At 64.7% G+C, this 22,322-nt stretch carries 26 protein-coding genes and 1 tRNA gene; 7 read left to right on the top strand and 20 right to left on the bottom strand.

Annotation, left to right across the window (positions count from 1 at the left end; translation table 11 throughout):
• Positions 1–10: 10 nt before the first annotated feature.
• The 12 genes from rlmN to trmJ form a co-directional block, all read right to left on the bottom strand.
• Complete coding sequence (gene rlmN / locus BM198_RS14655; RefSeq protein ID WP_074970870.1) at positions 11–1,159, bottom strand: dual-specificity RNA methyltransferase RlmN; 1,149 nt, start codon at positions 1,157–1,159, stop codon at positions 11–13.
• 24 nt (positions 1,160–1,183) lie between these two features.
• Positions 1,184–1,615 (bottom strand): nucleoside-diphosphate kinase, encoded by a 432-nt coding sequence (ndk, locus tag BM198_RS14650; RefSeq protein WP_044405994.1) that lies wholly within the window; start codon positions 1,613–1,615, stop codon positions 1,184–1,186.
• 94 nt (positions 1,616–1,709) lie between these two features.
• A complete protein-coding gene (gene iscX, locus BM198_RS14645) occupies positions 1,710–1,910 on the bottom strand; it encodes a Fe-S cluster assembly protein IscX (protein WP_074970868.1) in 201 nt (66 codons plus the stop codon).
• Positions 1,911–1,920: 10 nt separating this feature from the next.
• Positions 1,921–2,259 (bottom strand): ISC system 2Fe-2S type ferredoxin, encoded by a 339-nt coding sequence (gene fdx, locus BM198_RS14640; protein WP_044405997.1) that lies wholly within the window; start codon positions 2,257–2,259, stop codon positions 1,921–1,923.
• A 4-nt stretch (positions 2,260–2,263) separates the two neighbouring features.
• Positions 2,264–4,123 carry a Fe-S protein assembly chaperone HscA gene (hscA, locus tag BM198_RS14635; protein ID WP_074970866.1) on the bottom strand — a complete coding sequence of 620 codons (1,860 nt, stop codon included), beginning with the start codon at positions 4,121–4,123 and terminating at the stop codon, positions 2,264–2,266.
• A 49-nt stretch (positions 4,124–4,172) separates the two neighbouring features.
• Positions 4,173–4,694, bottom strand: coding sequence for a co-chaperone HscB (gene hscB, locus BM198_RS14630; protein WP_044406001.1), 522 nt, complete (start codon positions 4,692–4,694; stop codon positions 4,173–4,175).
• Positions 4,695–4,702: 8 nt separating this feature from the next.
• The gene (gene iscA, locus BM198_RS14625) at positions 4,703–5,026 is read right to left on the bottom strand and encodes an iron-sulfur cluster assembly protein IscA (RefSeq protein WP_044406003.1); all 324 of its coding nucleotides are present in this window, start codon (positions 5,024–5,026) and stop codon (positions 4,703–4,705) included.
• Positions 5,027–5,042: 16 nt separating this feature from the next.
• On the bottom strand, positions 5,043–5,429 hold the full coding sequence (gene iscU, locus BM198_RS14620) for a Fe-S cluster assembly scaffold IscU (protein ID WP_044406005.1): 387 nt from the start codon (positions 5,427–5,429) through the stop codon (positions 5,043–5,045).
• A 30-nt stretch (positions 5,430–5,459) separates the two neighbouring features.
• Entirely contained in the window at positions 5,460–6,674 is a 1,215-nt protein-coding gene (locus BM198_RS14615) for an IscS subfamily cysteine desulfurase (RefSeq protein WP_074970863.1), read from the bottom strand.
• Between the two features lie 30 nt (positions 6,675–6,704).
• On the bottom strand, positions 6,705–7,211 hold the full coding sequence (gene iscR, locus BM198_RS14610) for a Fe-S cluster assembly transcriptional regulator IscR (protein WP_044406009.1): 507 nt from the start codon (positions 7,209–7,211) through the stop codon (positions 6,705–6,707).
• A 138-nt stretch (positions 7,212–7,349) separates the two neighbouring features.
• Positions 7,350–8,126 (bottom strand): serine O-acetyltransferase, encoded by a 777-nt coding sequence (cysE, locus tag BM198_RS14605; RefSeq protein ID WP_074970861.1) that lies wholly within the window; start codon positions 8,124–8,126, stop codon positions 7,350–7,352.
• Entirely contained in the window at positions 8,126–8,899 is a 774-nt protein-coding gene (trmJ, locus tag BM198_RS14600) for a tRNA (cytosine(32)/uridine(32)-2'-O)-methyltransferase TrmJ (protein WP_074970859.1), read from the bottom strand. Before trmJ ends, cysE begins: the two co-directional genes overlap by 1 nt.
• A gap of 152 nt (positions 8,900–9,051) precedes the next feature.
• Here trmJ and suhB point away from each other — a divergent pair, with 152 nt between their 5' ends.
• Entirely contained in the window at positions 9,052–9,867 is an 816-nt protein-coding gene (gene suhB, locus BM198_RS14595; RefSeq protein ID WP_044406015.1) for a type III secretion system regulator SuhB, read from the top strand.
• Between the two features lie 60 nt (positions 9,868–9,927).
• Here suhB and BM198_RS14590 read toward each other — a convergent pair whose 3' ends face one another.
• The 6 genes from BM198_RS14590 to queA all read right to left on the bottom strand — a co-directional run bounded on the left by BM198_RS14590 (position 9,928) and on the right by queA (position 16,091).
• Entirely contained in the window at positions 9,928–10,494 is a 567-nt protein-coding gene (locus BM198_RS14590; RefSeq protein WP_044406016.1) for a glycine zipper 2TM domain-containing protein, read from the bottom strand.
• 173 nt (positions 10,495–10,667) lie between these two features.
• Positions 10,668–11,582, bottom strand: a complete 915-nt coding sequence (secF, locus tag BM198_RS14585) for a protein translocase subunit SecF (protein ID WP_074970857.1) — start codon at positions 11,580–11,582, stop codon at positions 10,668–10,670.
• A gap of 7 nt (positions 11,583–11,589) precedes the next feature.
• Positions 11,590–13,452, bottom strand: coding sequence for a protein translocase subunit SecD (gene secD / locus BM198_RS14580; RefSeq protein WP_044406018.1), 1,863 nt, complete (start codon positions 13,450–13,452; stop codon positions 11,590–11,592).
• A gap of 60 nt (positions 13,453–13,512) precedes the next feature.
• A complete protein-coding gene (gene yajC, locus BM198_RS14575; protein ID WP_044406020.1) occupies positions 13,513–13,854 on the bottom strand; it encodes a preprotein translocase subunit YajC in 342 nt (113 codons plus the stop codon).
• A gap of 57 nt (positions 13,855–13,911) precedes the next feature.
• On the bottom strand, positions 13,912–15,027 hold the full coding sequence (gene tgt / locus BM198_RS14570) for a tRNA guanosine(34) transglycosylase Tgt (RefSeq protein ID WP_162484937.1): 1,116 nt from the start codon (positions 15,025–15,027) through the stop codon (positions 13,912–13,914).
• Between the two features lie 14 nt (positions 15,028–15,041).
• Entirely contained in the window at positions 15,042–16,091 is a 1,050-nt protein-coding gene (gene queA, locus BM198_RS14565; RefSeq protein WP_074970855.1) for a tRNA preQ1(34) S-adenosylmethionine ribosyltransferase-isomerase QueA, read from the bottom strand.
• A gap of 106 nt (positions 16,092–16,197) precedes the next feature.
• On the opposite strand from queA, the gene BM198_RS14560 reads away from it, so the two are divergent.
• The 3 genes from BM198_RS14560 to BM198_RS14550 all read left to right on the top strand — a co-directional run bounded on the left by BM198_RS14560 (position 16,198) and on the right by BM198_RS14550 (position 17,426).
• Positions 16,198–16,283, top strand: a tRNA-Leu gene (locus tag BM198_RS14560).
• 327 nt (positions 16,284–16,610) lie between these two features.
• Positions 16,611–16,823 carry a cold-shock protein gene (locus BM198_RS14555; protein WP_044406025.1) on the top strand — a complete coding sequence of 71 codons (213 nt, stop codon included), beginning with the start codon at positions 16,611–16,613 and terminating at the stop codon, positions 16,821–16,823.
• 105 nt (positions 16,824–16,928) lie between these two features.
• Positions 16,929–17,426 (top strand): RDD family protein, encoded by a 498-nt coding sequence (locus BM198_RS14550; protein ID WP_044406027.1) that lies wholly within the window; start codon positions 16,929–16,931, stop codon positions 17,424–17,426.
• Positions 17,427–17,475: 49 nt separating this feature from the next.
• On the opposite strand, the gene lptG is transcribed toward BM198_RS14550, so the two are convergent.
• Together lptG and lptF are read right to left on the bottom strand one after the other, a co-directional pair.
• Entirely contained in the window at positions 17,476–18,537 is a 1,062-nt protein-coding gene (gene lptG / locus BM198_RS14545) for an LPS export ABC transporter permease LptG (RefSeq protein WP_074970853.1), read from the bottom strand.
• Positions 18,530–19,648: an LPS export ABC transporter permease LptF gene (gene lptF / locus BM198_RS14540; protein WP_044406030.1), complete on the bottom strand. Its 1,119-nt coding sequence runs from the start codon at positions 19,646–19,648 to the stop codon at positions 18,530–18,532. Before lptF ends, lptG begins: the two co-directional genes overlap by 8 nt.
• Before the next feature lie 141 nt (positions 19,649–19,789).
• Here lptF and BM198_RS14535 point away from each other — a divergent pair, with 141 nt between their 5' ends.
• The 3 genes from BM198_RS14535 to BM198_RS14525 are packed head-to-tail and all read left to right on the top strand — an operon-like array spanning position 19,790 to position 22,263.
• Positions 19,790–21,274, top strand: a complete 1,485-nt coding sequence (locus tag BM198_RS14535) for a leucyl aminopeptidase (protein WP_074970851.1) — start codon at positions 19,790–19,792, stop codon at positions 21,272–21,274.
• Positions 21,275–21,331: 57 nt separating this feature from the next.
• Positions 21,332–21,751, top strand: coding sequence for a DNA polymerase III subunit chi (locus BM198_RS14530; protein WP_074970849.1), 420 nt, complete (start codon positions 21,332–21,334; stop codon positions 21,749–21,751).
• 8 nt (positions 21,752–21,759) lie between these two features.
• The gene (locus BM198_RS14525) at positions 21,760–22,263 is read left to right on the top strand and encodes a DNA polymerase III subunit chi (protein WP_074970847.1); all 504 of its coding nucleotides are present in this window, start codon (positions 21,760–21,762) and stop codon (positions 22,261–22,263) included.
• Positions 22,264–22,322 lie beyond the last annotated feature (59 nt).

The following is a 22,322-nucleotide window of genomic DNA, read 5'->3' as shown; positions in this document are numbered from 1 at the left end:
GTTCCTCCCTTCAGTTTCGATTGGCGGCGTTCAGGCCGGCGTCCGCATCGGTATCGAGCTGACGCAGGGCGATGTAACGCTCACTGCGGCGGGTACGGTCCATGACCTGCCCGACCAGTTGCCCACACGCGGCGTCGATGTCGTCGCCACGGGTGGTGCGAACGGTGACGTTGTGGCCGGCCTTGTGCAACAGGTCCTGGAAACGGCGAATGGCGTTGTTGCTCGGCCGCTCGTACCCGGAGAAGGGGAAGGGATTAAACGGAATGAGGTTGATCTTGCAAGGAAAATCCTTGAGGAGTGCGATCATCTGCTCAGCATGGACAGGCTGATCGTTCACATCCTTGAGCAGCGTGTACTCGATGGTCAGGAAGCGCTTCTCGCCAAGGCGGGAGATGTAGCGATTGCAGGCATCCAGCACCACCGCGAGGGGGTACTTCTTGTTGATCGGTACCAGCTCGTTACGCAGTTCGTCATTGGGTGCGTGCAGGGACAGCGCCAGGGACACGTCGGTGACTTCAGCGAGCTTGTCGATCATCGGCGCCACGCCCGAGGTGGACAGGGTCACCTTGCGCTTGGAAATACCGTAGCCGAGGTCGTCCATCATGATGGTCATGGCGGCGACGACGTTGTCGAAGTTCAGCAGCGGCTCGCCCATGCCCATCATCACCACGTTGGTGATGGCGCGGTCGATCTTGGCCGGCACGGTGCCGAAGGATTTGTTGGCGATCCAGACCTGGCCGATGATCTCCGCGGCGGTGAGGTCACTGTTGAAGCCTTGCTTGCCCGTGGAGCAGAAGCTGCAGTCCAGTGCGCAACCAGCCTGGGACGAGACGCACAGCGTGCCGCGCCCTCCCTGGGGGATGTAGACGGTCTCGACGCAGCTGCCCGACGCCACCCGGACCACCCACTTGCGGGTGCCATCGCTGGAAATGTCCTGGCTGACCACTTCCGGGCCACGGATCTCGGCAGAGGCCTTGAGCTTTTCGCGCAAGGCCTTGCCGATATTGCTCATGGCGTCGAAGTCCTCGACGCCGAAGTGGTGAATCCACTTCATCACCTGACCGGCGCGGAAGCGTTTCTCCCCGATGGTTTCGAAGAAGCTTTCCAGTTGCGACTGGGTCAGACCCAGCAGGTTCACTTTACCGGTCGATGCAGTCATGGCTTCACCCTCTCCCAGCCGCGATCAGCGGATGCGAGCGCACACCTCGGTGGCGGCGAAGAAGTAGGCGATCTCGCGAGCAGCGGAGGCCTCGGAGTCGGAACCGTGTACGGCGTTCTCGTCGATGGAAACGGCGAAGTCAGCGCGGATGGTGCCGGCGTCGGCTTTCTTCGGATCGGTAGCGCCCATCAGTTCACGGTTCTTGGCAATGGCGCCTTCGCCTTCCAGGACCTGGACAACGACCGGACCGGAAGTCATGAAGGACACCAGGTCCTTGAAGAAGGGGCGCTCTTTGTGCTCGGCGTAGAAACCACCGGCTTCACGCTCGGACAGCTGGACCATCTTGGCAGCAACGACGCGCAGGCCGGCCTTTTCGAAGCGGGTGACGATCTCGCCGATGACGTTCTTGGAAACGGCGTCCGGCTTGATGATGGAGAGGGTACGTTCAACAGCCATGGAATTACTCCGGAAACTATGGATTAAAGCGAAAAATTAAACCCGCGAATTATACGCGGGTTCCTGTTAAATGCGTAGGGTGGCTGAGCAGGCCTCAGTCGGCCTCCTCGATCCAGGCCGCCTGGATCGCCTCCAGGACCTTCTCCCCGCCTCGCTGGGTGTCATCGTCGAACTCGGGCAGGCTGGTCACCCAGTTGTGGAGATCGACGAAATTGACGTAGCGCGGGTCCACGTCAGGCTTGCTTTCGGCGAGCTGGACGGCGATTTCCAGCACATCGACCCATTTCAGACTCATGGCGCGGCCCTCAGTGCTTTTCCGAAACCTGGTTGATGGTGTACTTCGGAATCTCCACCACCAGATCCTCTTCGCCTACGACGGCCTGGCAGGACAGGCGCGACTCGGCCTCAAGCCCCCAGGCCTTGTCCAGCATGTCGTCCTCCAGCTCGTCGGAGGGCTCCATGGAGGCGAAGCCTTCACGCACGACCACGTGGCAGGTGGTGCAGGCGCAGGACATCTCGCAGGCGTGCTCGATCTCCAGGCCGTTGCGCAGCGCCGCCGCGATGATGGTCTCGCCCGGCTGGGCCTCTACCACCAGCCCTTCGGGGCAGTGCTCGGCGTGGGGCAGGAATACGATCTGCGGCATGGGGTCATTCCTCGATTTCATTCAGTCGGCGCCCGGCGAGGGCTGCCTTGACACTGGCATCCATGCGCCGCGCCGCGAAGGCGTCGGTCACCTGGACCAGTCGTTTGGTCTGCTGCTCGATCGCCACGCCGTCACTGCCTTCGAGCAGTTCGCGCAACTGATCCAGCTGGTAGGCGATAGCGGCACGTTCGTCGGCGTCCAGCAGGGTGTCGCCGTCCGCCTGGACAGCCGCCTCGACCGCCTCGATCAGGCGACGGGCCTCGACCTGGTGCTCACGCAGCACCCGGGCCTGCTTGTCGTCATTGGCGTACTGGAAAGAGTCCTGCAGCATGCGGGCGATCTCGCCATCGGTCAGGCCGTAGGACGGCTTGACCTGGATGCTCGCCTCGACACCCGAGCCCAGCTCGCGCGCGGTCACGCCCAGCAGGCCGTCGGCATCCACCTGGAAGGTGACGCGGATCTTGGCTGCACCGGCCACCATCGGAGGGATGCCACGCAGCTCGAAGCGCGCCAGGGAGCGGCAGTCCTTGACCAGCTCGCGCTCGCCCTGGAGCACGTGGATCATCATGGCGGTCTGGCCATCACGGTAGGTGGTGAAATCCTGCGCGCGCGCCACTGGGATGGTGGTGTTGCGCGGGATGACCTTCTCCATCAATCCGCCCATGGTCTCGAGGCCGAGGGACAGCGGGATCACGTCGAGCAACAGCAGCTCTTCGCCGCGCTTGTTGCCCGCCAGGATGTCAGCCTGGATAGCGGCGCCGATGGCCACCACCTGGTCCGGATCGATGTCAGTGAGCGGCTCACGCCCGAACAGGCCGCCTACCGCCTCGCGAACGCGGGGCACGCGGGTCGAACCGCCGACCATCACCACCGCCTCGACATCCTCGACTTCGATGCCGGCATCCCGCACGGCGCGGCGGCAGGCCTTGAGACTGCGCGCCACCATGGGCTCGATCAGCGACTCGAAGTGGGCACGGGTCAGGCTGGACGTCCAGCCACGGTAGGCAACGTCTACCTCGTCGGCCGTGGTAAGCGCTTCCTTGGCAGCGCAGGCCACCTGCAGCAGGTTGCGCTGGGCACCGGCATCCAGGTCAGCGGAAAGACCGGCCTGCTCGACGATCCAGCCAGCGATGGCATGGTCGAAGTCATCACCGCCGAGGGCACTGTCACCGCCGGTGGCCAGAACCTCGAAGACGCCACGGGTCAGGCGAAGGATGGAAACGTCAAAGGTGCCGCCGCCCAGGTCATAGATGGCGACAACACCCTGGGCCTGCTTGTCCAGTCCGTAGGCGACCGCTGCCGCCGTCGGCTCATTGAGCAGGCGCAGCACATTCAGGCCAGCCAGGCGTGCGGCGTCCTTGGTGGCCTGCCGCTGGGCGTCATCGAAATAGGCCGGCACGGTAATGACCGCACCCACCAGTTCGCCCCCCAGGCTCGACTCGGCACGCTGACGCAATGCGCGAAGGATTTCGGCGGACACCTCGACCGGACTGCGGACGCCCTGCACGGTCTCGATGAACGGCATGTGGGATTCGCCCGCGACGAAGCGGTATGGCAGGTGCTCGCCGAGGTGCTTCACATCCTCCAGGCCACGCCCCATCAGGCGCTTGACGGAGAGGATGGTGTTCAGCGGATCTTCAAGGGCGGTGTCACGGGCGGTACGCCCGACCTCGACCCGGTCGGCATGGTAGCGAACGGCCGAAGGGACAATCACATCGCCCTGAGCATTGGGCAGGGGCTCGGCGACACCGCTTCTGACGGCGGCGACAAGGGAATTGGTGGTGCCGAGGTCGATCCCCACAGCCAGGCGACGCTGGTGCGGCTTGGGGCTCAGTCCGGGTTCGGCGATCTGCAGTAGGGCCATGCTGGTCTGCTAGTCAGGCGGCGCCCCCGCCATGGCGAGGGCGACAGGGTTAGTCGTCGAGGCGCTCTTCGAGTTGGCGCACTTCCTGGGCGAGCTTGTCAAGGAACTGCATGCGGCGCACGAGGCGCTCGGCTTCATCGCGGCGGGCTTCGTCATCCCAGCAGGCGGCAAACGCCGACTCGAGCTCGGCCTGGGCCGAGCGCAGGCGGCGCTTGAACGAGGCCACACCATCGAGATCGGCGGAGTCCTGAAGGTCTTCCAACTCTTCGCGCCACTGCATCTGCTGCAGCAGGAAGCCGGGATCCTGGACGGTCGCTTCAAGCGGCAGCTCGCGCCCCTTCAGCGCCAACAGGTAGAGCGCACGCCGTGGGGCACTGCGCAGGACCTGGTAGGCCTCGTTGAGCTGGGCGGCATGCTCAAGCGCCAGACGCTGCTCGCGCTCGGGCGCATCGACGAAGCGGTCGGGGTGGACGGTACGGGCCAGCTCGCGATAGCGAACCGCCAGGCGCTCCGGATCGATCTCGAAGCCGGGCTTGAGATCGAACAGCGCGAAGTGACAGGGACTACCCACACCGGACCTCAGACGTTGAAGCTTTCGCCGCAACCGCACTCGCCGCGAACGTTCGGGTTATTGAACTTGAAGCCCTCGTTGAGGCCTTCGCGGACGAAGTCCAGTTCGGTGCCGTCGAGATAGGCCAGGCTCTTGGGATCGATGATCACCTTGACCCCGTGGCTCTCGTAGACGAGATCCTCGGACGCCACCTCGTCGACGAACTCCAGCACGTAGGCCAGGCCGGAGCAGCCGGTGGTGCGGACGCCGAGTCGGATGCCCTCGCCCTTGCCGCGCCCTTCGAGGGAGCGACGGACATGGCTGGCGGCGGCTTCGGTCATGCTGATGGCCATAACGACTCCTCGATGATCAGATCAGACCCTTCTTCTGCTTGTAGTCCTGGACGGCCGCCTTGATGGCGTCCTCGGCCAGGACCGAGCAGTGGATCTTCACCGGCGGCAGGGCCAGCTCTTCGGCAATGGTGGTGTTCTTGATGGCAGCGGCCTCGTCCAGGGTCTTGCCCTTCATCCACTCAGTGGCGAGGGAGCTGGAGGCGATGGCGGAGCCGCAGCCGTAGGTCTTGAACTTGGCGTCTTCGATCACGCCCTGCTCGTTGACCTTGATCTGCAGGCGCATCACGTCGCCGCATGCCGGGGCGCCGACCATGCCGGTGCCGACGTTCGGGTCCTCGGCGTCGAGCTTGCCGACGTTCCGGGGGTTCTCGTAGTGGTCGATGACCTTTTCGCTGTATGCCATGTGCTTATTCCTCGCTCATCAGGGGTGGCGTCAGTGCGCCTGCCATTCGACCTTGGAGAGGTCGACGCCCTCTTTGTACATGTCCCACAGGGGGGACAACTCACGGAGTTTGTCCACCGCCTCGCGCACCTTGGCGGCCGCGTAATCGACCTCTTCCTCGGTGGTGAAACGGCCGAAGGTGAAGCGGATGGAGCTGTGCGCCAACTCGTCGTTACGGCCCAGGGCACGCAGCACGTAGGACGGCTCGAGGGAGGCGGAGGTGCAGGCCGAACCCGAGGAAACGGCCAGGTCCTTGAGCGCCATGATCAGCGACTCACCTTCGACGTAGTTGAAGCTGAGGTTCAGGTTGTGCGGAACGCGGGCGGTGGCGCTGCCGTTCAGGTACAGCTCTTCCATACCTTCCAGGGCAGCCCAGAAGCGCTGACTGAGACCACGGATGCGCTCGTTCTCGGAGGCCATTTCCTGCTTGGCGATCTGGAAGGCTTCGCCCATGCCGACGATCTGGTGGGTGGCCAGGGTGCCGGAGCGCATGCCGCGCTCGTGACCGCCGCCGTGCATCATCGCCTCCAGACGCACCCGCGGCTTGCGGCGCACGTAGAGAGCGCCGATGCCTTTCGGGCCGTAGGTCTTGTGGGCGGAGAAGGACATCAGGTCGACCTTAAGCTTCTCCAGGTCGATCTCCACCTTGCCGGTGGACTGGGCCGCATCCACGTGGAACAGGATGCCGCGGGCGCGGGTCAGCTCGCCGATGGCAGCGATGTCGTTGACGGTGCCGATCTCGTTGTTCACGTGCATGACGGAGACGAGGATGGTGTCGTCGCGCAGGGCCGCCTCGACCATCGCCGGGGTGATCAGACCGTCTTCACCGGGTTCCAGGTAGGTGACCTCGAAGCCTTCGCGCTCCAGCTGGCGAGTGGTGTCCAGGACCGCCTTGTGCTCGATCTTGGAGGTGATCAGGTGCTTGCCCTTGCTCTGGTAGAAGTGCGCGACACCCTTGATGGCGAGGTTGTCGGACTCGGTCGCACCGGAGGTCCAGACGATTTCGCGGGGGTCGGCATTGACCAGTTCAGCCACCTGGCGACGGGCGTTCTCCACCGCCTCCTCGGCTTTCCAGCCGAACACGTGGGAGCGGGAAGCGGGGTTACCGAAGTTGCCGTCGGCCAGCAGGCAATCGCTCATCTTCTGAGCAACGCGGGGGTCGACCGGAGTGGTTGCGGAGTAATCCAGGTAAATCGGCAATCTCATCGGTTGTCTCCTATCAGGCGGGTGCCCTGCTCATTCGATGGCGGACACTTCAATCTTTTCGGGGCTCGAATTCCGTCCACTGGGACGACGCTGGCCATGGCGCTCGTTCTGACGCTGGGCGACTTCCTGGACCTCGTTGCGACTGACGATGTCGCTCAGGCTGATGCTGCTGAGGAAGTCGTGGATCTGGAGACTGAGGTCATCCCACAGGTGGTGGGTCAGGCAGGCACCGCCGGAGGAGTCGCAGTTGCCCTGGCCCTGGCAGCGCGTGACGTCGACGGACTCGTTGACCGCATCGATGACCTGCGCCACGTAGATGCTGGAAACGTCGCGGGACAGCTGGTAGCCGCCGCCCGGGCCGCGAACGCTGCTGACCAGGTTGCCACGGCGCAACTTGGCGAACAGCTGCTCGAGATAAGAGAGGGAGATGCCCTGACGCTCGGAAATATCTGCCAGAGAAACCGGACCTTGCTGCGAGTGCAAAGCCAGGTCGAGCATGGCTGTGACGGCGTAGCGGCCTTTGGTGGTCAGTCGCATGGGAAGTCCACGGTTCGCTGAAGTGCGAGCGAGTATGCTATTCCCGACTATTTAAGTCAACTATAAGCCTGATTAAATAAGTCAGGTATTGCGCTAGACAGGGGCGCGAATGATATCAGAATTTCACCCCCTCGCCTATCAGACCGCCGGACGCTCCGTAGCGCCCTTTTCATCCTCGAAGGCCTCGCAACGCAACTCGGGCAGGGCTGTCGCGCGGTAGTCGCTACCCAGCTCGGTGAGCGCCTTGCACATGCCATCGAGGCGCTGATCAACCGCCTGGACGTGATCGAGCAGTTGACCGATGGCGCGCGCCACCGGATCCGGCATGTCCTGACCGACGCCATAGGCATCGAAGCCGAAGCGTTCGGCGAGAGCCTGGCGCCGCGCAGCCTGCTCGGAATCCCCCTTGATGATGATACGCGCAGGAATGCCGACCGCCGTGGCGCCAGCCGGGACAGCCTTGGTCACCACCGCATTGGAGCCGATCTTGGCCCCCGCCCCGACCGTGAACGGGCCAAGCACCTTGGCCCCCGCTCCCACCACCACACCATCTTCAAGAGTCGGATGGCGCTTGCCCTTGTTCCAGCTGGTGCCACCGAGGGTCACGCCCTGGTAGAGGGTGACGTCGTCACCGATCTCGACCGTCTCGCCAATGACGACGCCCATGCCGTGGTCGATGAAGAAGCGCCGACCGATCCGCGCACCGGGGTGAATCTCGATACCGGTCAACCAGCGACCGAAGTTCGACACCAGCCGCGCCACCCACTTCCACCCGGCAACCCACAGCGCGTGCGCGACGCGATGCAGCCAGATGGCGTGCAGCCCCGGGTAGCAGGTGAGCACCTCGAAGGCCGTGCGCGCTGCCGGGTCACGGTGAAATACACCCCGGATGTCTTCTCGCATGCGAGCCAGCATCACTTCTCCCTCCGCTTCTGGATCTCGCCGCGCGCTGCCTTCTGCGTCTCGGTGAGGATGCCGCGCAGGATGTTCATCTCGAGCTTGCTGATGGAGGCGCGCCCGTAGAGGCGGCGCAGGCGGGTCATCAGGTGGCGGGGACGCTCAGGGTCGAGGAAGGCGATGTCCACCAGGGTCTGCTCCAGGTGACCGAAGAAGCGCTCGAGCTCGTCGACCGTCACCGGCTGCACATTCTCCTCGGCCGTGAGCTCCACCTTCTCCATCTTGGTCGGCTGACCCTGGACCTGCAGCCAGGCCATGCGCGCCTCGTAGGTCAGCACCTGCACGGCGGACGCCAGGTTCAGGGAGCCAAAGGCCGGGTCGGACGGGATATGCACATGGAACTGGCAACGCTGCAGCTCGTCGTTCGTCAGGCCGGCGTATTCGCGCCCGAAAACAAGGGCGACCTCGGCCCCGTCGCTGATCTGCTCGACACAACTGGCCGCGCACTCGCGAGGGTCCAGCAGCGGCCAAGGTATATGGCGATCCCGCGCGCTGGTGCCATAGACCAGGCTGCAGCCCACCAACGCCTGCTCCAGGGTATCCACCACCAGGGCGGATTCGAGGATATCGTCGGCACCCGAGGCGCGGGCATAGGCCTCGCGATCGGGGAACTGCTCCGGCTGGACCAGCACGAGCTTCGACAGGCCCATGTTCTTCATCGCCCGCGCGGCACCACCGATGTTGCCGGGATGACTGGTTCCGACCAGCACCACACGAATGTTCTGCAGCACGCCCGCCTGCTCCCACCTGGACTACAAAAGGGTGGCAAATCTTACAGAAACAGTCGGGTAAACACCACGAAGGCCGATGGGCGCATCTACATGGCCCGGCCTTTTCTGCTAGAATTCGCGGCTTTCTTTAACGACCCCAGGTATACGCCCCCATGCAGCCCATGCTGAACATCGCCCTGCGCGCCGCTCGCAGCGCCGGCGAATTGATCTTCCGTTCGATCGAGCGCCTGGACGTGATCGCCATCAACGAGAAGGACGCCAAGGACTACGTCACCGAAGTCGACCGCGCTGCCGAGGAAACCATCATCCAGGCCCTGCGCAAGGCGTATCCGACCCACGGCATCCTGGGCGAGGAAGGCACCTCCATCGCCGGCACCGGCGAGGGCGCCGACTACCAGTGGATCATCGACCCGCTGGACGGCACCACCAACTTCATCCGCGGCGTCCCGCACTTCGCCGTCAGCATCGCCTGCAAATACAAGGGCCGCCTGGAACATGCCGTGGTCCTCGATCCGGTCCGCCAGGAAGAGTTCACCGCCAGCCGTGGCCGTGGCGCCGCCCTGAACGGTCGCCGCCTGCGCGTCAGCAACCGCAAGAGCCTGGAAGGCGCCCTGCTCGGCACCGGCTTCCCCTTCCGCGACAGCCAGCTCGACCACCTGGACAACTACCTGAACATGTTCCGCAGCCTGGTCGGCCAGACCGCAGGCCTGCGCCGCGCCGGCTCCGCGAGCCTGGACCTGGCCTATGTCGCCGCCGGCCGCTTCGATGCGTTCTGGGAGTTCGGCCTGTCCGAGTGGGACATGGCAGCAGGCGCCCTGCTGGTACAGGAAGCCGGCGGCCTGGTGAGCGACTTCACCGGCGGCCACGACTTCCTGGAAAAGGGCCACGTCGTGGCCGGCAACACCAAGTGCTTCAAGGCCGTGCTGACTGCCATCCAGCCGCACCTGCCGCCCTCGCTGAAGCGCTGAACCGCGACCGCAACGAAAAAGGCGCCTTACGGCGCCTTTTTCATGGGCGAGAACCAGCGGTTACTGGTTGACGCCAGCCTGCTGCAACGGCTGGCGCTGCGACAGGATCAGGCGACCGTCCTTGCCCACCGGGATCTGCGCACCCGGATCGTGATCCATACGCACCTGGTTCACACGACCATCCAGCTGGTACTGCACGTCATAGCCGACCACCTTCTCGCTGGTCTCGTGCACGGTGTTGCAGCGGGTTTCGGTGGTGGTGTAGGTGTCGCTGTTCTGCATGTGCTCCTGCACCTTGTTACCCGCATAACCACCGCCCACGGCGCCAGCCACGGTCGCGATCTTCTTGCCGTTGCCGCCGCCGACCTGGTTGCCCAGCAAGCCACCCGCCACCGCGCCGAGCACGGTACCGGCGATCTGGTGCTGGTCCTGGACCGGCCGTTGACGGGTCACGGCGACATCCTTGCAGACCTCGCGCGGGGTCTTGATGGTCTCCTTGACGGGCTGTACCGCGAGCACCTCGGCGTATTCCGGGCTGTTGCCCACAAGGCTGTAGGTTGCGACGGCGCCACCGGCGGTTACACCGACCGCACCCAGCACCGCGCCGACGAGCATCGACTTGTTCACTTGAACCTCCTGGTTTCACTCCGGGCTTTCGCCCTATGCCTTGCCTTGGATTACACGCACTCACCCAAGTTCCTACAGACCGACCAGCAACACAGTCAATGGGATGTCTTTCACAAAGCCAGAAACGAGAAAGGCCCGCTTACGCGGGCCTTTCAGATGAAGCACACCTGCTGTCAGGGGCGCTCGTCCACTTCGGCAGTCGCGGCCGGCGGGATGAGGTCCTCGGAGGTCAGCTTCAGCCAGATGAGCACCGGCGCACTGATGTAGATCGAGGAGTAGGTCCCCACCACCACACCCACCATCAGCGACAGGGCAAAGCCGTGCAGGCTGTCGCCACCGAACAGCAGCAGCGCCAGCAGGGCCAATGCCGTGGAGGTGGAAGTGGCGATGGTACGCAGCAGCGTCTGAGTGCAGGACACGTCGATGTTCTCGATCAGGTCCGCCTTGCGCAGGACGCGGAAGTTCTCGCGGATCCGGTCGAAGATGATGATGGTGTCGTTGAGCGAGTAACCGATCATCGCCAGCACCGCCGCCAGCACCGTCAGGTCGAACGGCACCTGGAAGAACGCCAGGATGCCCAGTGTGACGATCACGTCGTGGATCAGCGATGCCACCGCACCGACGCCGAACTTCCACTGGAAGCGGAAGCCGAGGTACAGCAGGATGCCGCCCAGCGCCAGGAGCATCGCCAGGCCGCCTTGGTCGCGCAGTTCCTCACCCACTTGCGGGCCGACGAACTCGACGCGCTTCACGGTGAACTGGGTGTCGGCGTCGATCTTGCGCAGCGAAGCCGCCACCTGGTTACCCAGCTGCGGGTCTTCGCCAGCCAGGCGGACCAGCACGTCGGTGGTGGCGCCGAAGCTCTGCACCACCGCATCGCGGTAACCGGCCTGCCCCAGCTCTTCCTTGATGCGCTCCAGGTTGGCCGGCTTCTCGTAGGACAGCTCGATCAGGGTGCCGCCGGTGAAGTCCAGACCGAAGTTCAGGCCCTTCATGAACAGGGCACCGATGCCGATCAGGCTGATGACGACGGTGATGGCGAACGCGAGGTTGCGGATCGCCATGAAGCGAATGGTTGACTTGATCATGGCTGCCTCAGATCCACAGTTTCTTGAAGTTGCGGCCACCGAAGATCAGGTTGACCTGGCCTCGGGTGAACATGATCGCGGTGAACATCGAGGTGACGATACCCAGCGACATGGTGACGGCGAAGCCCTTGATCGGCCCGGTACCGAGTGCGAAGAGGATGCCGCCCACCAGCAGGGTGGTCAGGTTCGAGTCGACGATCGCGGTGTAGGCACGGTCGAAGCCCTCGTGGATCGCACGCTGGACCCCCATCCCGTTGGCCAGCTCCTCGCGTATCCGCGAGTAGATCAGCACGTTGGCGTCCACCGCCATGCCCAGGGTCAGGACGATACCGGCGATACCCGGCAGGGTCAGGGTGGCACCGATCACCGACATCAGGCCGACCAGCAGCACCAGGTTGAATGCCAGGGCCACGGTGGCCAGCACACCGAAGAAGCGGTAGATCGCGATGATGAACAGCGACACGAAGACCATCGCCCACTCGGTGGACTCGATGCCCTTGACGATGTTCTCGGCACCCAGGCTCGGGCCGATGGTGCGCTCTTCGGCGAAGTACATCGGCGCAGCCAGACCACCGGCACGCAGCAGCAGGGCCAGTTCGGAGGATTCACCCTGGCCGTTCAGGCCGGTGATACGGAACTGGCTGCCCAGCGGCGACTGGATGGTCGCCAGGCTGATGATCTTCTTCTCTTCCTTGAAGCTCTGGACCTCGACTTCCTTCTCGACGCCGTCCACCACCTGCTTCACGTAGCGGCTCTGCGGACGCTGCTCGATGAAGATCACTGCCATGCTGCGGCCCACGTTGTTGCGGGTGGCACGGTTCATCAGCTCGCCGCCGTGGCCATCGAGGCGGATGTTCACCTGCGGGCGGCCATTCTCGTCGTAGCTCGCCTGGGCATCGGTGACCTGGTCACCAGTGATGATCAGGCTGCGCTCCAGCGGCACCGGCGGACGACCCGGCTCGCGGAATTCGAAGGACTCGGTGCTGGCCTTGTTGGCATCGGCCGCAGCCGCCAGGCGAAATTCGAGGTTGGCGGTCTTACCGAGGATACGCTTGGCTTCGGCGGTGTCCTGCACGCCGGGCAGTTCCACCACGATGCGGTTGGCGCCCTGGCGCTGGACCAGCGGCTCGGCGACGCCCAGCTCGTTCACGCGGTTGCGGACGGTGGTGAGGTTCTGCTTGATGGAGTATTCGCGGATCTCGGTGACCTTGGCCTGGGTCAGGGTGAGGGTCAGGACCTGCTGGTCACCCCGCTCGCCGGTCTTCAGGTCGAAGTCATTGAAGGTCTTGCGGATCAGGGACTGGGCCTTGTCCAGGCTCTCCTGGTCGCTGAAGCCCAGCTGGAAGCCGTTGTCGACGCCCGGCAGGCTGCGGTAGCGCACGCGCTCCTTGCGCAGCAGGGTGCGGACTTCACCTTCGTAGATTTTCAGGCGCGAGGTCAGGGCCTTCTCCATGTCCACTTCCAGCAGGAAGTGCACACCACCGGAGAGGTCGAGGCCCAGCTTCATCGGCGAGGCCCCCAGGCTGCGCAGCCACTGGGGCGTGGTGGGGGCCAGGTTGAGGGCAACCACGTAGTCGTCACCCAGTGCACGGCGGATGGCGTCCTTGGCCGGCAGCTGGTCGCCCAGCTTGGTCAGGCGGAACAGGCCTCCACGCTCGCTGATGCTGGAGCTCTTGACCTCGATGCCGGCTTCCTTCAGCGCCGCCAGCGCGCGGTCCACATCGGGCTGCTGGATCTTCAGCGCGGTGCTGGTACCGGAAATCTGGATCGCCGGATCATCGGGGTAGAGGTTGGGTGCGGAATAGATGAGGCCGACGGTGAGGACCGCCAGGATCAGCAGGTACTTCCACAGGGGATATTTGTTGAGCATGACACCGCCCGTTATGACGCGGGGCGCCCAAGGCGCCCCGTGAATGGTGAAGATGATTCGTTAGATGGCTTTCAGCGTGCCTTTCGGCAGAGTCGCGGCGATAGCGACCTTCTGGATCTTCAGCTCGACGGTGTCGGACACCTCGATGACCACGAAGTCATCGGACACCTTGACCACCTTGCCGGCGATGCCGCCGGAGGTGACCACTTCGTCACCTTTCTGCAGGCCGGAGAGCAGGTTCTTGTGCTCCTTGGCGCGCTTGGACTGGGGACGCCAGATCATCAGGTAGAAGATGACCAGGAAACCGATCAGGAAAACCCACTCGAAGCCGGTGCCGGCAGGACCTGCGGCGGCGGCCGGAGCGGCTGCGTCGGCGTAGGCGGCGGGGATCAGAAAGCTCATGTAGCACTCCTGTTGCGGAAATTTGAAAAGTGTTCGGCTTGGAAAAATGCGGCGTTATCAGTCCAGGGGCGGTGTCGGTAGTCCGCGCCGGGCGTAGAAGGCATCGACGAAGTCGGCCAATTTACCCTGTTGAATAGCCTCGCGCAAACCAGCCATCAGGCGCTGGTAATGCCGCAAGTTGTGGATTGTATTCAACATGCTGCCGAGCATTTCGCCGCATTTATCCAGATGGTGGAGATAAGCCCGTGAGAAGTGTTTACAGGTGTAACAGTCGCAGCCAGGTTCCAGCGGCGAATCATCGTGACGGTGCACGGCGTTGCGGATTTTCAGCACGCCGGTGTCGATGAACAGGTGGCCGTTGCGCGCGTTGCGGGTGGGCATCACACAGTCGAACATGTCGACGCCACGGCGCACGCCTTCCACCAGGTCCTCCGGCTTGCCGACACCCATCAGGTAGCGCGGCTTGTCCGCCGGCAGGTGCGGCGGGAGGAAGTCGAGCACGCGGATCATCTCTTCCTTGGGCTCGCCCACCGACAACCCGCCGATGGCCAGGCCGTCGAAGCCGATTTCCAGCAGGCCTTCGAGGGAGCGCAGACGAAGCTCCTCGTGCATACCGCCCTGGACGATGCCGAACAGCGCGGCGGTGTTCTCGCCATGGGCAGCCTTGGAGCGCTTGGCCCAGCGCAGCGACAGCTCCATGGAGCGCTTCGCGGTGTCGAAGTCCGCCGGGTACGGGGTGCATTCGTCGAAGATCATCACGATGTCGGAGCCCAGGTCACGCTGGACCTGCATGGACTCCTCGGGCCCCATGAACACCTTGGCGCCATCCACCGGCGAGGCGAAGGTCACGCCCTCTTCCTTGATCTTGCGCATCGCCCCCAGGCTGAACACCTGGAAGCCGCCGGAGTCGGTGAGGATCGGGCCCTGCCACTGCATGAAGTCGTGCAAGTCGCCGTGGCGCTTGATCACCTCGGTACCCGGGCGCAGCCAGAGGTGGAAGGTGTTGCCGAGGATGATCTGCGCACCGATGCCTTCGATATCACGCGGCAGCATCCCCTTCACCGTGCCGTAGGTGCCTACGGGCATGAAGGCGGGTGTCTCGACCACGCCACGGGGGAAAGTCAGGCGCCCGCGACGGGCCTTGCCCTCGGTGGCGAGCAGTTCGAAGCTCATGCGGCAGGTGCGCGTCATGCGAGGTCCTCGGGCCCGCGCGGAGCGGGGTTGCGGGTGATGAACATGGCATCACCGTAGCTGAAGAAGCGATAGCCCTGCTCCACCGCCGCCCCGTAGGCGGCCATGGTCTCCGGGTAGCCGGCGAAAGCCGAGACCAGCATCAGCAGGGTGGATTCGGGCAGGTGGAAATTGGTGACCAGGGCATCCACCACATGGAAGGGCCGCCCGGGGTACAGGAAAATGTCGGTGTCACCACTGAAGGGCTTGAGCTGACCATCCCGCGCGGCGCTTTCCAGCGAACGCACACTGGTGGTGCCGACGGCGATCACGCGCCCGCCGCGCGCCCGGCAGGCGGCGACGGCATCCACCACATCCTGCTTCACCTCGAGCCACTCGCTGTGCATGTGGTGGTCCTCGATACGCTCCACCCGTACTGGCTGGAAGGTACCGGCCCCCACGTGCAGGGTGACGAAGGCGCGCTCGACTCCCTTGGCGGCGATGGCGTCCAGCAGGGCCTGGTCGAAATGCAGGCCCGCAGTGGGCGCCGCAACGGCACCAGCGTGCTGCGCGTACACCGTCTGGTAGCGCTCGCGGTCGGCGTCCTCGTCAGGGCGATCTATATAAGGAGGCAACGGCATGTGCCCGACCCGCTCCAGCAGCGGCAGCACCTCTTCGGCGAAGCCCAGCTCGAACAGCGCGTCATGGCGAGCCAGCATGGTGGCCTCGGCGCCGCCGTCGATGAGAATCGTCGAACCCGGCTTGGGCGACTTGCTCGAACGGACGTGGGCCAGCACGCGATGGCTGTCCAGCACACGCTCCACCAGGATCTCCAGCTTGCCGCCCGAAGCCTTCTGCCCGAACAGACGCGCCGGGATCACCCGGGTGTTGTTGAACACCATCAGGTCGCCAGGGCGCAGGTAGTCGAGCAGATCGGCAAAGCCACGGTGGGCCATTTCGCCGCTGGCGCCATCGAGCACGAGCAGGCGACTGGCACGTCGCTCGCTCAGCGGGTGGCGGGCGATCAGGTGTTCGGGAAGGTCGAAATGGAAATCGGCAACGCGCATGGTGGGTCGTCTCACAGGGGCGCGAATAGTAGCGGAATTACGCAAATCTGACCACGCAGGCGGATTGACCGCCCCAGGCGCCCTCCCTATACTGCGCCGCCATCGTGCCTCGGTGGCGGAATGGTAGACGCGGCGGATTCAAAATCCGTTTCTGGCGACAGAGTGAGAGTTCGAGTCTCTCCCGGGGCACCACGATCCTTAGGTCGCAAGACCACCTCCCCTCGTATCAATTCGTCCTTGTCTGCGCTGTTCAGCGTTCCCAGAACGACATGTCGTCGCTTGCGCACATGCCGCGTCGAAACTCGCCCGCACGGGGGATTGGCAGCCCCGGACAGTTAGCGTAGAGTGTCACGCACTGTGTTTGCATGGGTCGCTGTTGAATCGTGACCTGATGCAGTAGATCCGACAGATCCGCTACATCCCGCTCGACTTCTCTTACTCTTTGCAACCAGTTCCTAGCCCTCGGCCCAATGTCGGGCAGAGGCTGAAAATCAACTCCAGTTCCAAGGAAATTGAGACATGTCGAATCGTCAAACCGGCACCGTTAAGTGGTTCAACGACGAGAAGGGCTTTGGCTTCATCACCCCCGAGAGCGGTCCGGATCTGTTCGTACACTTCCGCGCCATCGAAGGCAGCGGCTTCCGCAGCCTGAAGGAAGGCCAGAAGGTCACCTTCGAAGCCGTCCAAGGCCAGAAAGGCATGCAAGCTGACAAAGTCCAAGTCCTGGCCTAAGTCGCTGCAAGAGAACCCCTGATGTTTCATCAGGGGTTTTTTTATGCCCGCGTTTCAGTGCCTGCCCTTAGAATGCGGCGTCTTCACACGTCACAAGGGCCCTCCATGCCGAAACACATCCTGCGCCCGGAAGGCGAGTTCCCCACAGCCGGGGCCGTTCGCCGCTTCGCCGCCATCTTCTATGACTTCCTCCTAAGCGTCGCCCTGCTGATGGTGGTCACCCTCTTCTACCAGCAGGTCATCCTGCGTTCGATCTACGGCGGCGAGCGCCTGCGGGAAATGGCCGAGCAGGGCTTGCTGGCCCATGACCCGGTCCTGTCCACCGTGCTGCTCTTCAGCCTGTTCGCCTTCTTCGCCAAGTTCTGGACCCACAACGGCCAGACCCTCGGTATGCAGGTATGGGGTGTGCGCATCCAGAATCGCGACGGCTCGGCAGTCAGCCTGTGGCAGGCCCTGCTGCGCTTCGTGGTCGCCATGGGTTCCTGGCTCTGCTTCGGCCTCGGCTTCCTGTGGATGCTCTGGGACAAGGACAAACGCACCTGGCACGACCGCTACTCGGAGAGCATCGTGGTGCAACTTCCCAAGAGCGCTCACAAGAAATAGCGAACACGAAAAAGCCGGCTCGAAGCCGGCTTTTTCATGAGCGATCTGATCAGCCAGCCCGGCGCAACAACCAGACACCTGCCAACGCACAGATACCCGCAGGAATCAGCACCGCCAGGAACGGCGGAAAGCCGAACACCAGGCTCGACGGTCCCAGCAGGTCCTGGCTGATACGCACCACGAAACCGATGACCACACCGGTGAAGATGCGCTGCCCCAGGGTCACCGAACGCAGCGGCCCGAAGATAAACGAAATCGCCATCAGCACCAGCGCCCCCGTCACCAATGGCTGCAGCAGCTTGGTCCAGAAGGCCAGCCAGTAGCGACTGTTGTTCAGCCCCTGCTCCGCCAGGTAGTGCACATAGCTCCACAGGCCACTGATGGACAGCGCCTCGGGCTCCATCACCACCGTACTGAGCAGCTGCGGGTTGAGCTGGATGTCCCAGCGCTCGCTGCCCGCCTCTACCACCTCGGTGTGGTCGCCACGGAAGTGCGTGGTGGTCACCTCCTCTAACTGCCAGTGATCGCCCTGGTACAACGCACGCCGGGCGAAGCTGGCGGCCTGCATGTGCCGCTCACCGTCGAACTCATAGCGGGTCACGCCATAGAGCACGCCATTGGGCTGCACGGCGTTGATGTGCACGAACTCGTTGCCCTGGCGGTGCCACAGGCCGCGCTTGGAGGTCTGGGCCTCGCCGCCGCCCTGCGCCAGGGCGCGGTTGGCCTGGGCCAGGTTCTCGCTCCAGGGCGCCACGTACTCGCCCAGCAGGATGCCCGCCAGCATCAGTACCAGCAGCGGCTTCATCACTGCCCAGACGATACGGCCGATGGAAACACCGGCCGCCCGCATGATGGTCAGCTCACTGCTGCTGGCCAGGGTGCCGAGCCCGATCAGGCTGCCGATCAGCGCCGCCATGGGCAGCATCTCGTAGGCGCGGCGCGGCGCGGTGAGCAGCACGTAGCAGATGGCGTCCATCAGGGTGTAGCTGCCCTGGATGTCGCCCAACTCATCGATGAAGGCGAACAGCAGCGCCAGGCTGACGATCACACCCAGCACCGCCAGGATGCCGAAGAACACGCTGGTACCGATGTACCTGTCCAGCTTAGCCATGGGCCACCTCACGAGCGGAACGACGGGCAGCCCACTTCAGGCGGAGCGGTTCCCAGTAAAGCAACAGCAGACCCACACTCAGGAAGATGCCATGCACCCACCACAAGCCGAGGGCCATCGGGATCTTGCCCTTGTCGAGCTGGCCACGGGCGGCGATCAGCATCGACAGGTAAGCCATATAAAGAAGGATCGCCGGCAGCAGCTTGAGGAAGCGCCCCTGGCGCGGATTCACCCGCGACAGCGGCACCGCCAGCAGGGTCACCACGAATACCAGCACCGGGATGGACAGGCGCCACTGCAGCTCGGCCTGGTAGCGCGGGTTGTCGCTGCCCAGCAGGTCGCGGGTCGGGATCGCCTCGCGCTCGCCGATCTCGGCACTGATCTCCGGCTTCGGCAGGAGGATGCCGTAGGTCCCGTACTTGATGGCCCGGTAGTCGGCCTTGCCCGGATTACCGTCGTAGCGGTAGCCGTTCTCCAGGATCAGGTAACGACTGCCATCCTCATGGATGACCTGGCGCCCGCTCTCAGCCACCAGCACCCCGATGCCCTGCTCCTTGTTGTCCTGGGACAGGCGCTTCTCGGAGATGAACACCCCGCCCAGCTCGCCACGGTCCGCCGACAGGCTCTCGGTGTAGGTCACCCGGTTGCCATTCTTCAGGGTCTGGAAGCGCCCCGGCACCAGGGTGTCGAACTCGGTCAGCGCGTCCTGCTGGTTGAGGATGCGGCCCACCGCCGTCACGCCCTGGGGCGCCAGGCCCAGGCTCAGCCAGGCCACCATCAGTGCGACCAGCGTCGCCGGCGCCAGGCTGTACGCCATCAGGCGCTGCTGACTCATGCCAGTGGCGGAAAGCACCGTCATCTCGCTGTCCAGGTACAGCCGACCGTAGGCCAGCAGGAAGCCGAGGAACAGGCCAAGCGGCAGGATCAGCTGAAGGAAGCCCGGTATGCGGTAGCCCATGATCAGGAACAGCACGCCAGGGTCCAGGGCACCCTGCGCCGCCTGGGCCAGGTACTTGATGAATCGACCGCTCATGATGATCACCAGCAACACGGCGCTCACCGCGCTGAGGGTCACCAGGACTTCGCGGGACAGGTAACGGAAGACGATCAAACCAGACACTCCAGGGTTGTCAGGCTCAGGCGGCTACGCTCAAACTAGCCGCTTTGTGGCCGGCACGCCCGAACGGGCACGCCACGGAAAATGGCCGGCATTATACCCTGCAATCCCGACTCTTTGTCTTGGGGACATCACATGGAATTCCTCGTCAAAAGCGCACGCCCGGAAACCCTGAAGACCGCCACCCTGGTGGTCGCCGTCGGCGAAGGCCGCAAGCTCGGCACCGCTGCCGCCGCGCTGGACACCGCCACCGGCGGCGCCATCGCCGCCCTGCTCAAGCGCGGCGATCTGGCCGGCAAGGTCGGCCAGACCCTGCTGCTGCACAGCCTGCCCAACCTGAAGGCCGACCGCGTGCTGCTGGTCGGCGTCGGCAAGGAGCGCGAGCTGACCGACCGTCAGTTCCGCAAGGTGGCCGCTGCCGTTGGCGGCGTGCTCAAGGGCCTGGGCGGCAGCGATGCCGTGCTTACCCTCGGTGAACTCAAGGTCAAGGGCCGCGATGCCTACGGCAAGGCCCGCCTGCTGGTGGAGACCCTGGCCGACGGCAGCTACCGCTTCGACCGCTTCAAGAGCACCAAGGCCGATGCCCCGGCCCTGAAGAAGATCACCCTGCTGGCCGAGAAGGCAGAGCAAGCCGACGTCGAGCGCGGCAGCCTGCACGCCCGCGCCATCGCCACCGGCATGGCCTACACCCGCGACCTGGGCAACCTGCCGCCGAACCTCTGCCACCCCAGCTTCCTCGCCGAGGAAGCCAAGGCCCTGGCCAAGGCCCACAAGAACCTCAAGGTCGAGGTGCTGGACGAGAAGAAGCTCAAGGAGCTCGGCGCCGGCGCCTTCCTCGCCGTCGCCCAGGGCAGCGAGCAGCCGCCGCGGATGATCGTGCTCAACTACCAGGGCGGCAAGAAGGACGACAAACCCTTCGCCCTGGTCGGCAAGGGCATCACCTTCGACACCGGCGGCATCAGCATCAAGCCCGCCGCCGGCATGGACGAGATGAAGTACGACATGTGCGGCGCCGCCAGCGTCCTCGGCACCTTCCGTGCCGTGCTGGAGCTGCAGCTGCCGATCAACCTCGTCGGCCTGCTGGCCTGCGCCGAGAACATGCCCAGCGGTGGCGCCACCCGCCCCGGCGACATCGTCACCACCATGAGCGGCCAGACCGTCGAGATCCTCAACACCGACGCCGAAGGCCGCCTGGTGCTGTGCGACACCCTCACCTACGCCGAGCGCTTCAAGCCCCAGGCCGTGATCGACATCGCCACCCTCACCGGAGCCTGCATCGTCGCCCTGGGCGCCAACACCTCCGGCCTGATGGGCAACAACGACGCCCTGGTAAAGCAGATCCTCAAGGCCGGCGAGTACGCCGACGACCGCGCCTGGCAGCTGCCGCTGTTCGAGGAATACCAGGAGCAGCTCGACAGCCCCTTCGCCGACATCGCCAACATCGGCGGGCCCAAGGCCGGCACCATCACCGCCGGCTGCTTCCTGTCGCGCTTCGCCAAGAAGTTCCACTGGGCCCACCTGGACATCGCCGGCACCGCCTGGGTCAGCGGCGGCAAGGACAAGGGCGCCACCGGCCGCCCGGTCCCGCTGCTCACCCAGTACCTGCTCGACCGTCTCTGATCCACTGCGACACCTCCCGGCGCCCCAGGCGCCGGGCCTCTTTCCAGGAACACCGAAATGACCCGCGTCGAGTTCTACGTCCTGTCCACCAGTACCCCGGCAGACCGCCTGCGCGCCGCCTGCCAGCTGGCCGGCAAGGCCTGGCGCCACGGCATGCCGGTGTTCGTCCGCTGCGCAGACGACGCCCAGGGCCAGGCCCTGGACGAACTGCTCTGGCAGTTCCGCGCCGAGACCTTCATCCCCCACGCCCAGCACGGGGAAGATCCGCACGCCCCGGTGGTCATCGGCCGGGACCAGCAGCCCGGCGCCAGCCAGGGCCTGCTGATCAACCTCGACCCGACCCTCTCGCCTCACCTCGGCCACTTCAGCCGGGTCATCGAGATCGTCAACCAGGAGCCGGACCTGCTTGCCGCCTGCCGGGAGAATTTCCGCACCTACCGGCAGCGGGGCTATGATCCCAAACGAGTCGAACTCTGAGCCGCACCATGGACAACCCCAGCCAGCCTCCCCGCCCGGCCCACCTGCTGGACGACCTCGAGTCCATCCGCGCCCTGCTCGATGAACACACCAGCAGCGAGCCGCCCCTGCTCACCGAATCGGTGGACCCTGCCAGCATCCCCCTGCTGTCCGAGATCGTCGAACCGCCGCCGTTCAGCCTCAGCCCCGCACCCGCACCCCAGGCCGCCCAGCCGGCGACGCCCGCAGCCCCGCGCCCGGCACCCGCACCGACGCCCGCTCCCGTGAAGGCCGCCGCCCCCGTACCGCCCGTCGTCCCGGCGCCCAGTGCCGCCCAGCCCTCCGTGCGCGCCGGCATCGAAGCCGCCACGCAAACCCAGCTCGATCGCCTGGACGGCGAGCTGCGCGCCGCCGCCCAACTGATCCTGCAGGACGTCATCGACGACTTCGTCCCGCAGATCGAAGCCGAGCTCAAGCGCCGCCTCAACGCCCGCCTCGCCCGCCTGCTTCCCCAACTGCCGCGACGCAGCTGACCGCCTGCTTAGCGGCCTTTGGCCGCCTGGGTTTTGCCCGTTATACTCGGCGGCTTTCC

Source organism: Metapseudomonas otitidis (assembly GCF_900111835.1).
Taxonomy (GTDB): Bacteria; Pseudomonadota; Gammaproteobacteria; order Pseudomonadales; family Pseudomonadaceae; genus Metapseudomonas; species Metapseudomonas otitidis.
The sequence above is the reverse complement of the archived record's forward strand: the minus strand, read 5'-3'. Positions and strand labels throughout refer to the sequence as shown.

Excerpts from the sequence above, each read along its gene's own strand:
- rlmN (WP_074970870.1), bottom strand. The coding sequence starts at position 1,159 with ATGACTGCATCGACCGGTAAAGTGAACCTGCTGGGTCTGACCCAGTCG.
- ndk (WP_044405994.1), bottom strand. The coding sequence starts at position 1,615 with ATGGCTGTTGAACGTACCCTCTCCATCATCAAGCCGGACGCCGTTTCC.
- iscX (WP_074970868.1), bottom strand. The coding sequence starts at position 1,910 with ATGAGTCTGAAATGGGTCGATGTGCTGGAAATCGCCGTCCAGCTCGCC.
- fdx (WP_044405997.1), bottom strand. The coding sequence starts at position 2,259 with ATGCCGCAGATCGTATTCCTGCCCCACGCCGAGCACTGCCCCGAAGGG.
- hscA (WP_074970866.1), bottom strand. The coding sequence starts at position 4,123 with ATGGCCCTACTGCAGATCGCCGAACCCGGACTGAGCCCCAAGCCGCAC.
- iscA (WP_044406003.1), bottom strand. The coding sequence starts at position 5,026 with ATGGCCATCAGCATGACCGAAGCCGCCGCCAGCCATGTCCGTCGCTCC.
- iscU (WP_044406005.1), bottom strand. The coding sequence starts at position 5,429 with ATGGCATACAGCGAAAAGGTCATCGACCACTACGAGAACCCCCGGAAC.
- BM198_RS14615 (WP_074970863.1), bottom strand. The coding sequence starts at position 6,674 with ATGAGATTGCCGATTTACCTGGATTACTCCGCAACCACTCCGGTCGAC.
- iscR (WP_044406009.1), bottom strand. The coding sequence starts at position 7,211 with ATGCGACTGACCACCAAAGGCCGCTACGCCGTCACAGCCATGCTCGAC.
- cysE (WP_074970861.1), bottom strand. The coding sequence starts at position 8,126 with ATGCTGGCTCGCATGCGAGAAGACATCCGGGGTGTATTTCACCGTGAC.
- suhB (WP_044406015.1), top strand. The coding sequence starts at position 9,052 with ATGCAGCCCATGCTGAACATCGCCCTGCGCGCCGCTCGCAGCGCCGGC.
- secF (WP_074970857.1), bottom strand. The coding sequence starts at position 11,582 with ATGATCAAGTCAACCATTCGCTTCATGGCGATCCGCAACCTCGCGTTC.
- secD (WP_044406018.1), bottom strand. The coding sequence starts at position 13,452 with ATGCTCAACAAATATCCCCTGTGGAAGTACCTGCTGATCCTGGCGGTC.
- yajC (WP_044406020.1), bottom strand. The coding sequence starts at position 13,854 with ATGAGCTTTCTGATCCCCGCCGCCTACGCCGACGCAGCCGCTCCGGCC.
- tgt (WP_162484937.1), bottom strand. The coding sequence starts at position 15,027 with ATGAGCTTCGAACTGCTCGCCACCGAGGGCAAGGCCCGTCGCGGGCGC.
- queA (WP_074970855.1), bottom strand. The coding sequence starts at position 16,091 with ATGCGCGTTGCCGATTTCCATTTCGACCTTCCCGAACACCTGATCGCC.
- BM198_RS14555 (WP_044406025.1), top strand. The coding sequence starts at position 16,611 with ATGTCGAATCGTCAAACCGGCACCGTTAAGTGGTTCAACGACGAGAAG.
- BM198_RS14550 (WP_044406027.1), top strand. The coding sequence starts at position 16,929 with ATGCCGAAACACATCCTGCGCCCGGAAGGCGAGTTCCCCACAGCCGGG.
- lptG (WP_074970853.1), bottom strand. The coding sequence starts at position 18,537 with ATGGCTAAGCTGGACAGGTACATCGGTACCAGCGTGTTCTTCGGCATC.
- BM198_RS14535 (WP_074970851.1), top strand. The coding sequence starts at position 19,790 with ATGGAATTCCTCGTCAAAAGCGCACGCCCGGAAACCCTGAAGACCGCC.
- BM198_RS14530 (WP_074970849.1), top strand. The coding sequence starts at position 21,332 with ATGACCCGCGTCGAGTTCTACGTCCTGTCCACCAGTACCCCGGCAGAC.
- BM198_RS14525 (WP_074970847.1), top strand. The coding sequence starts at position 21,760 with ATGGACAACCCCAGCCAGCCTCCCCGCCCGGCCCACCTGCTGGACGAC.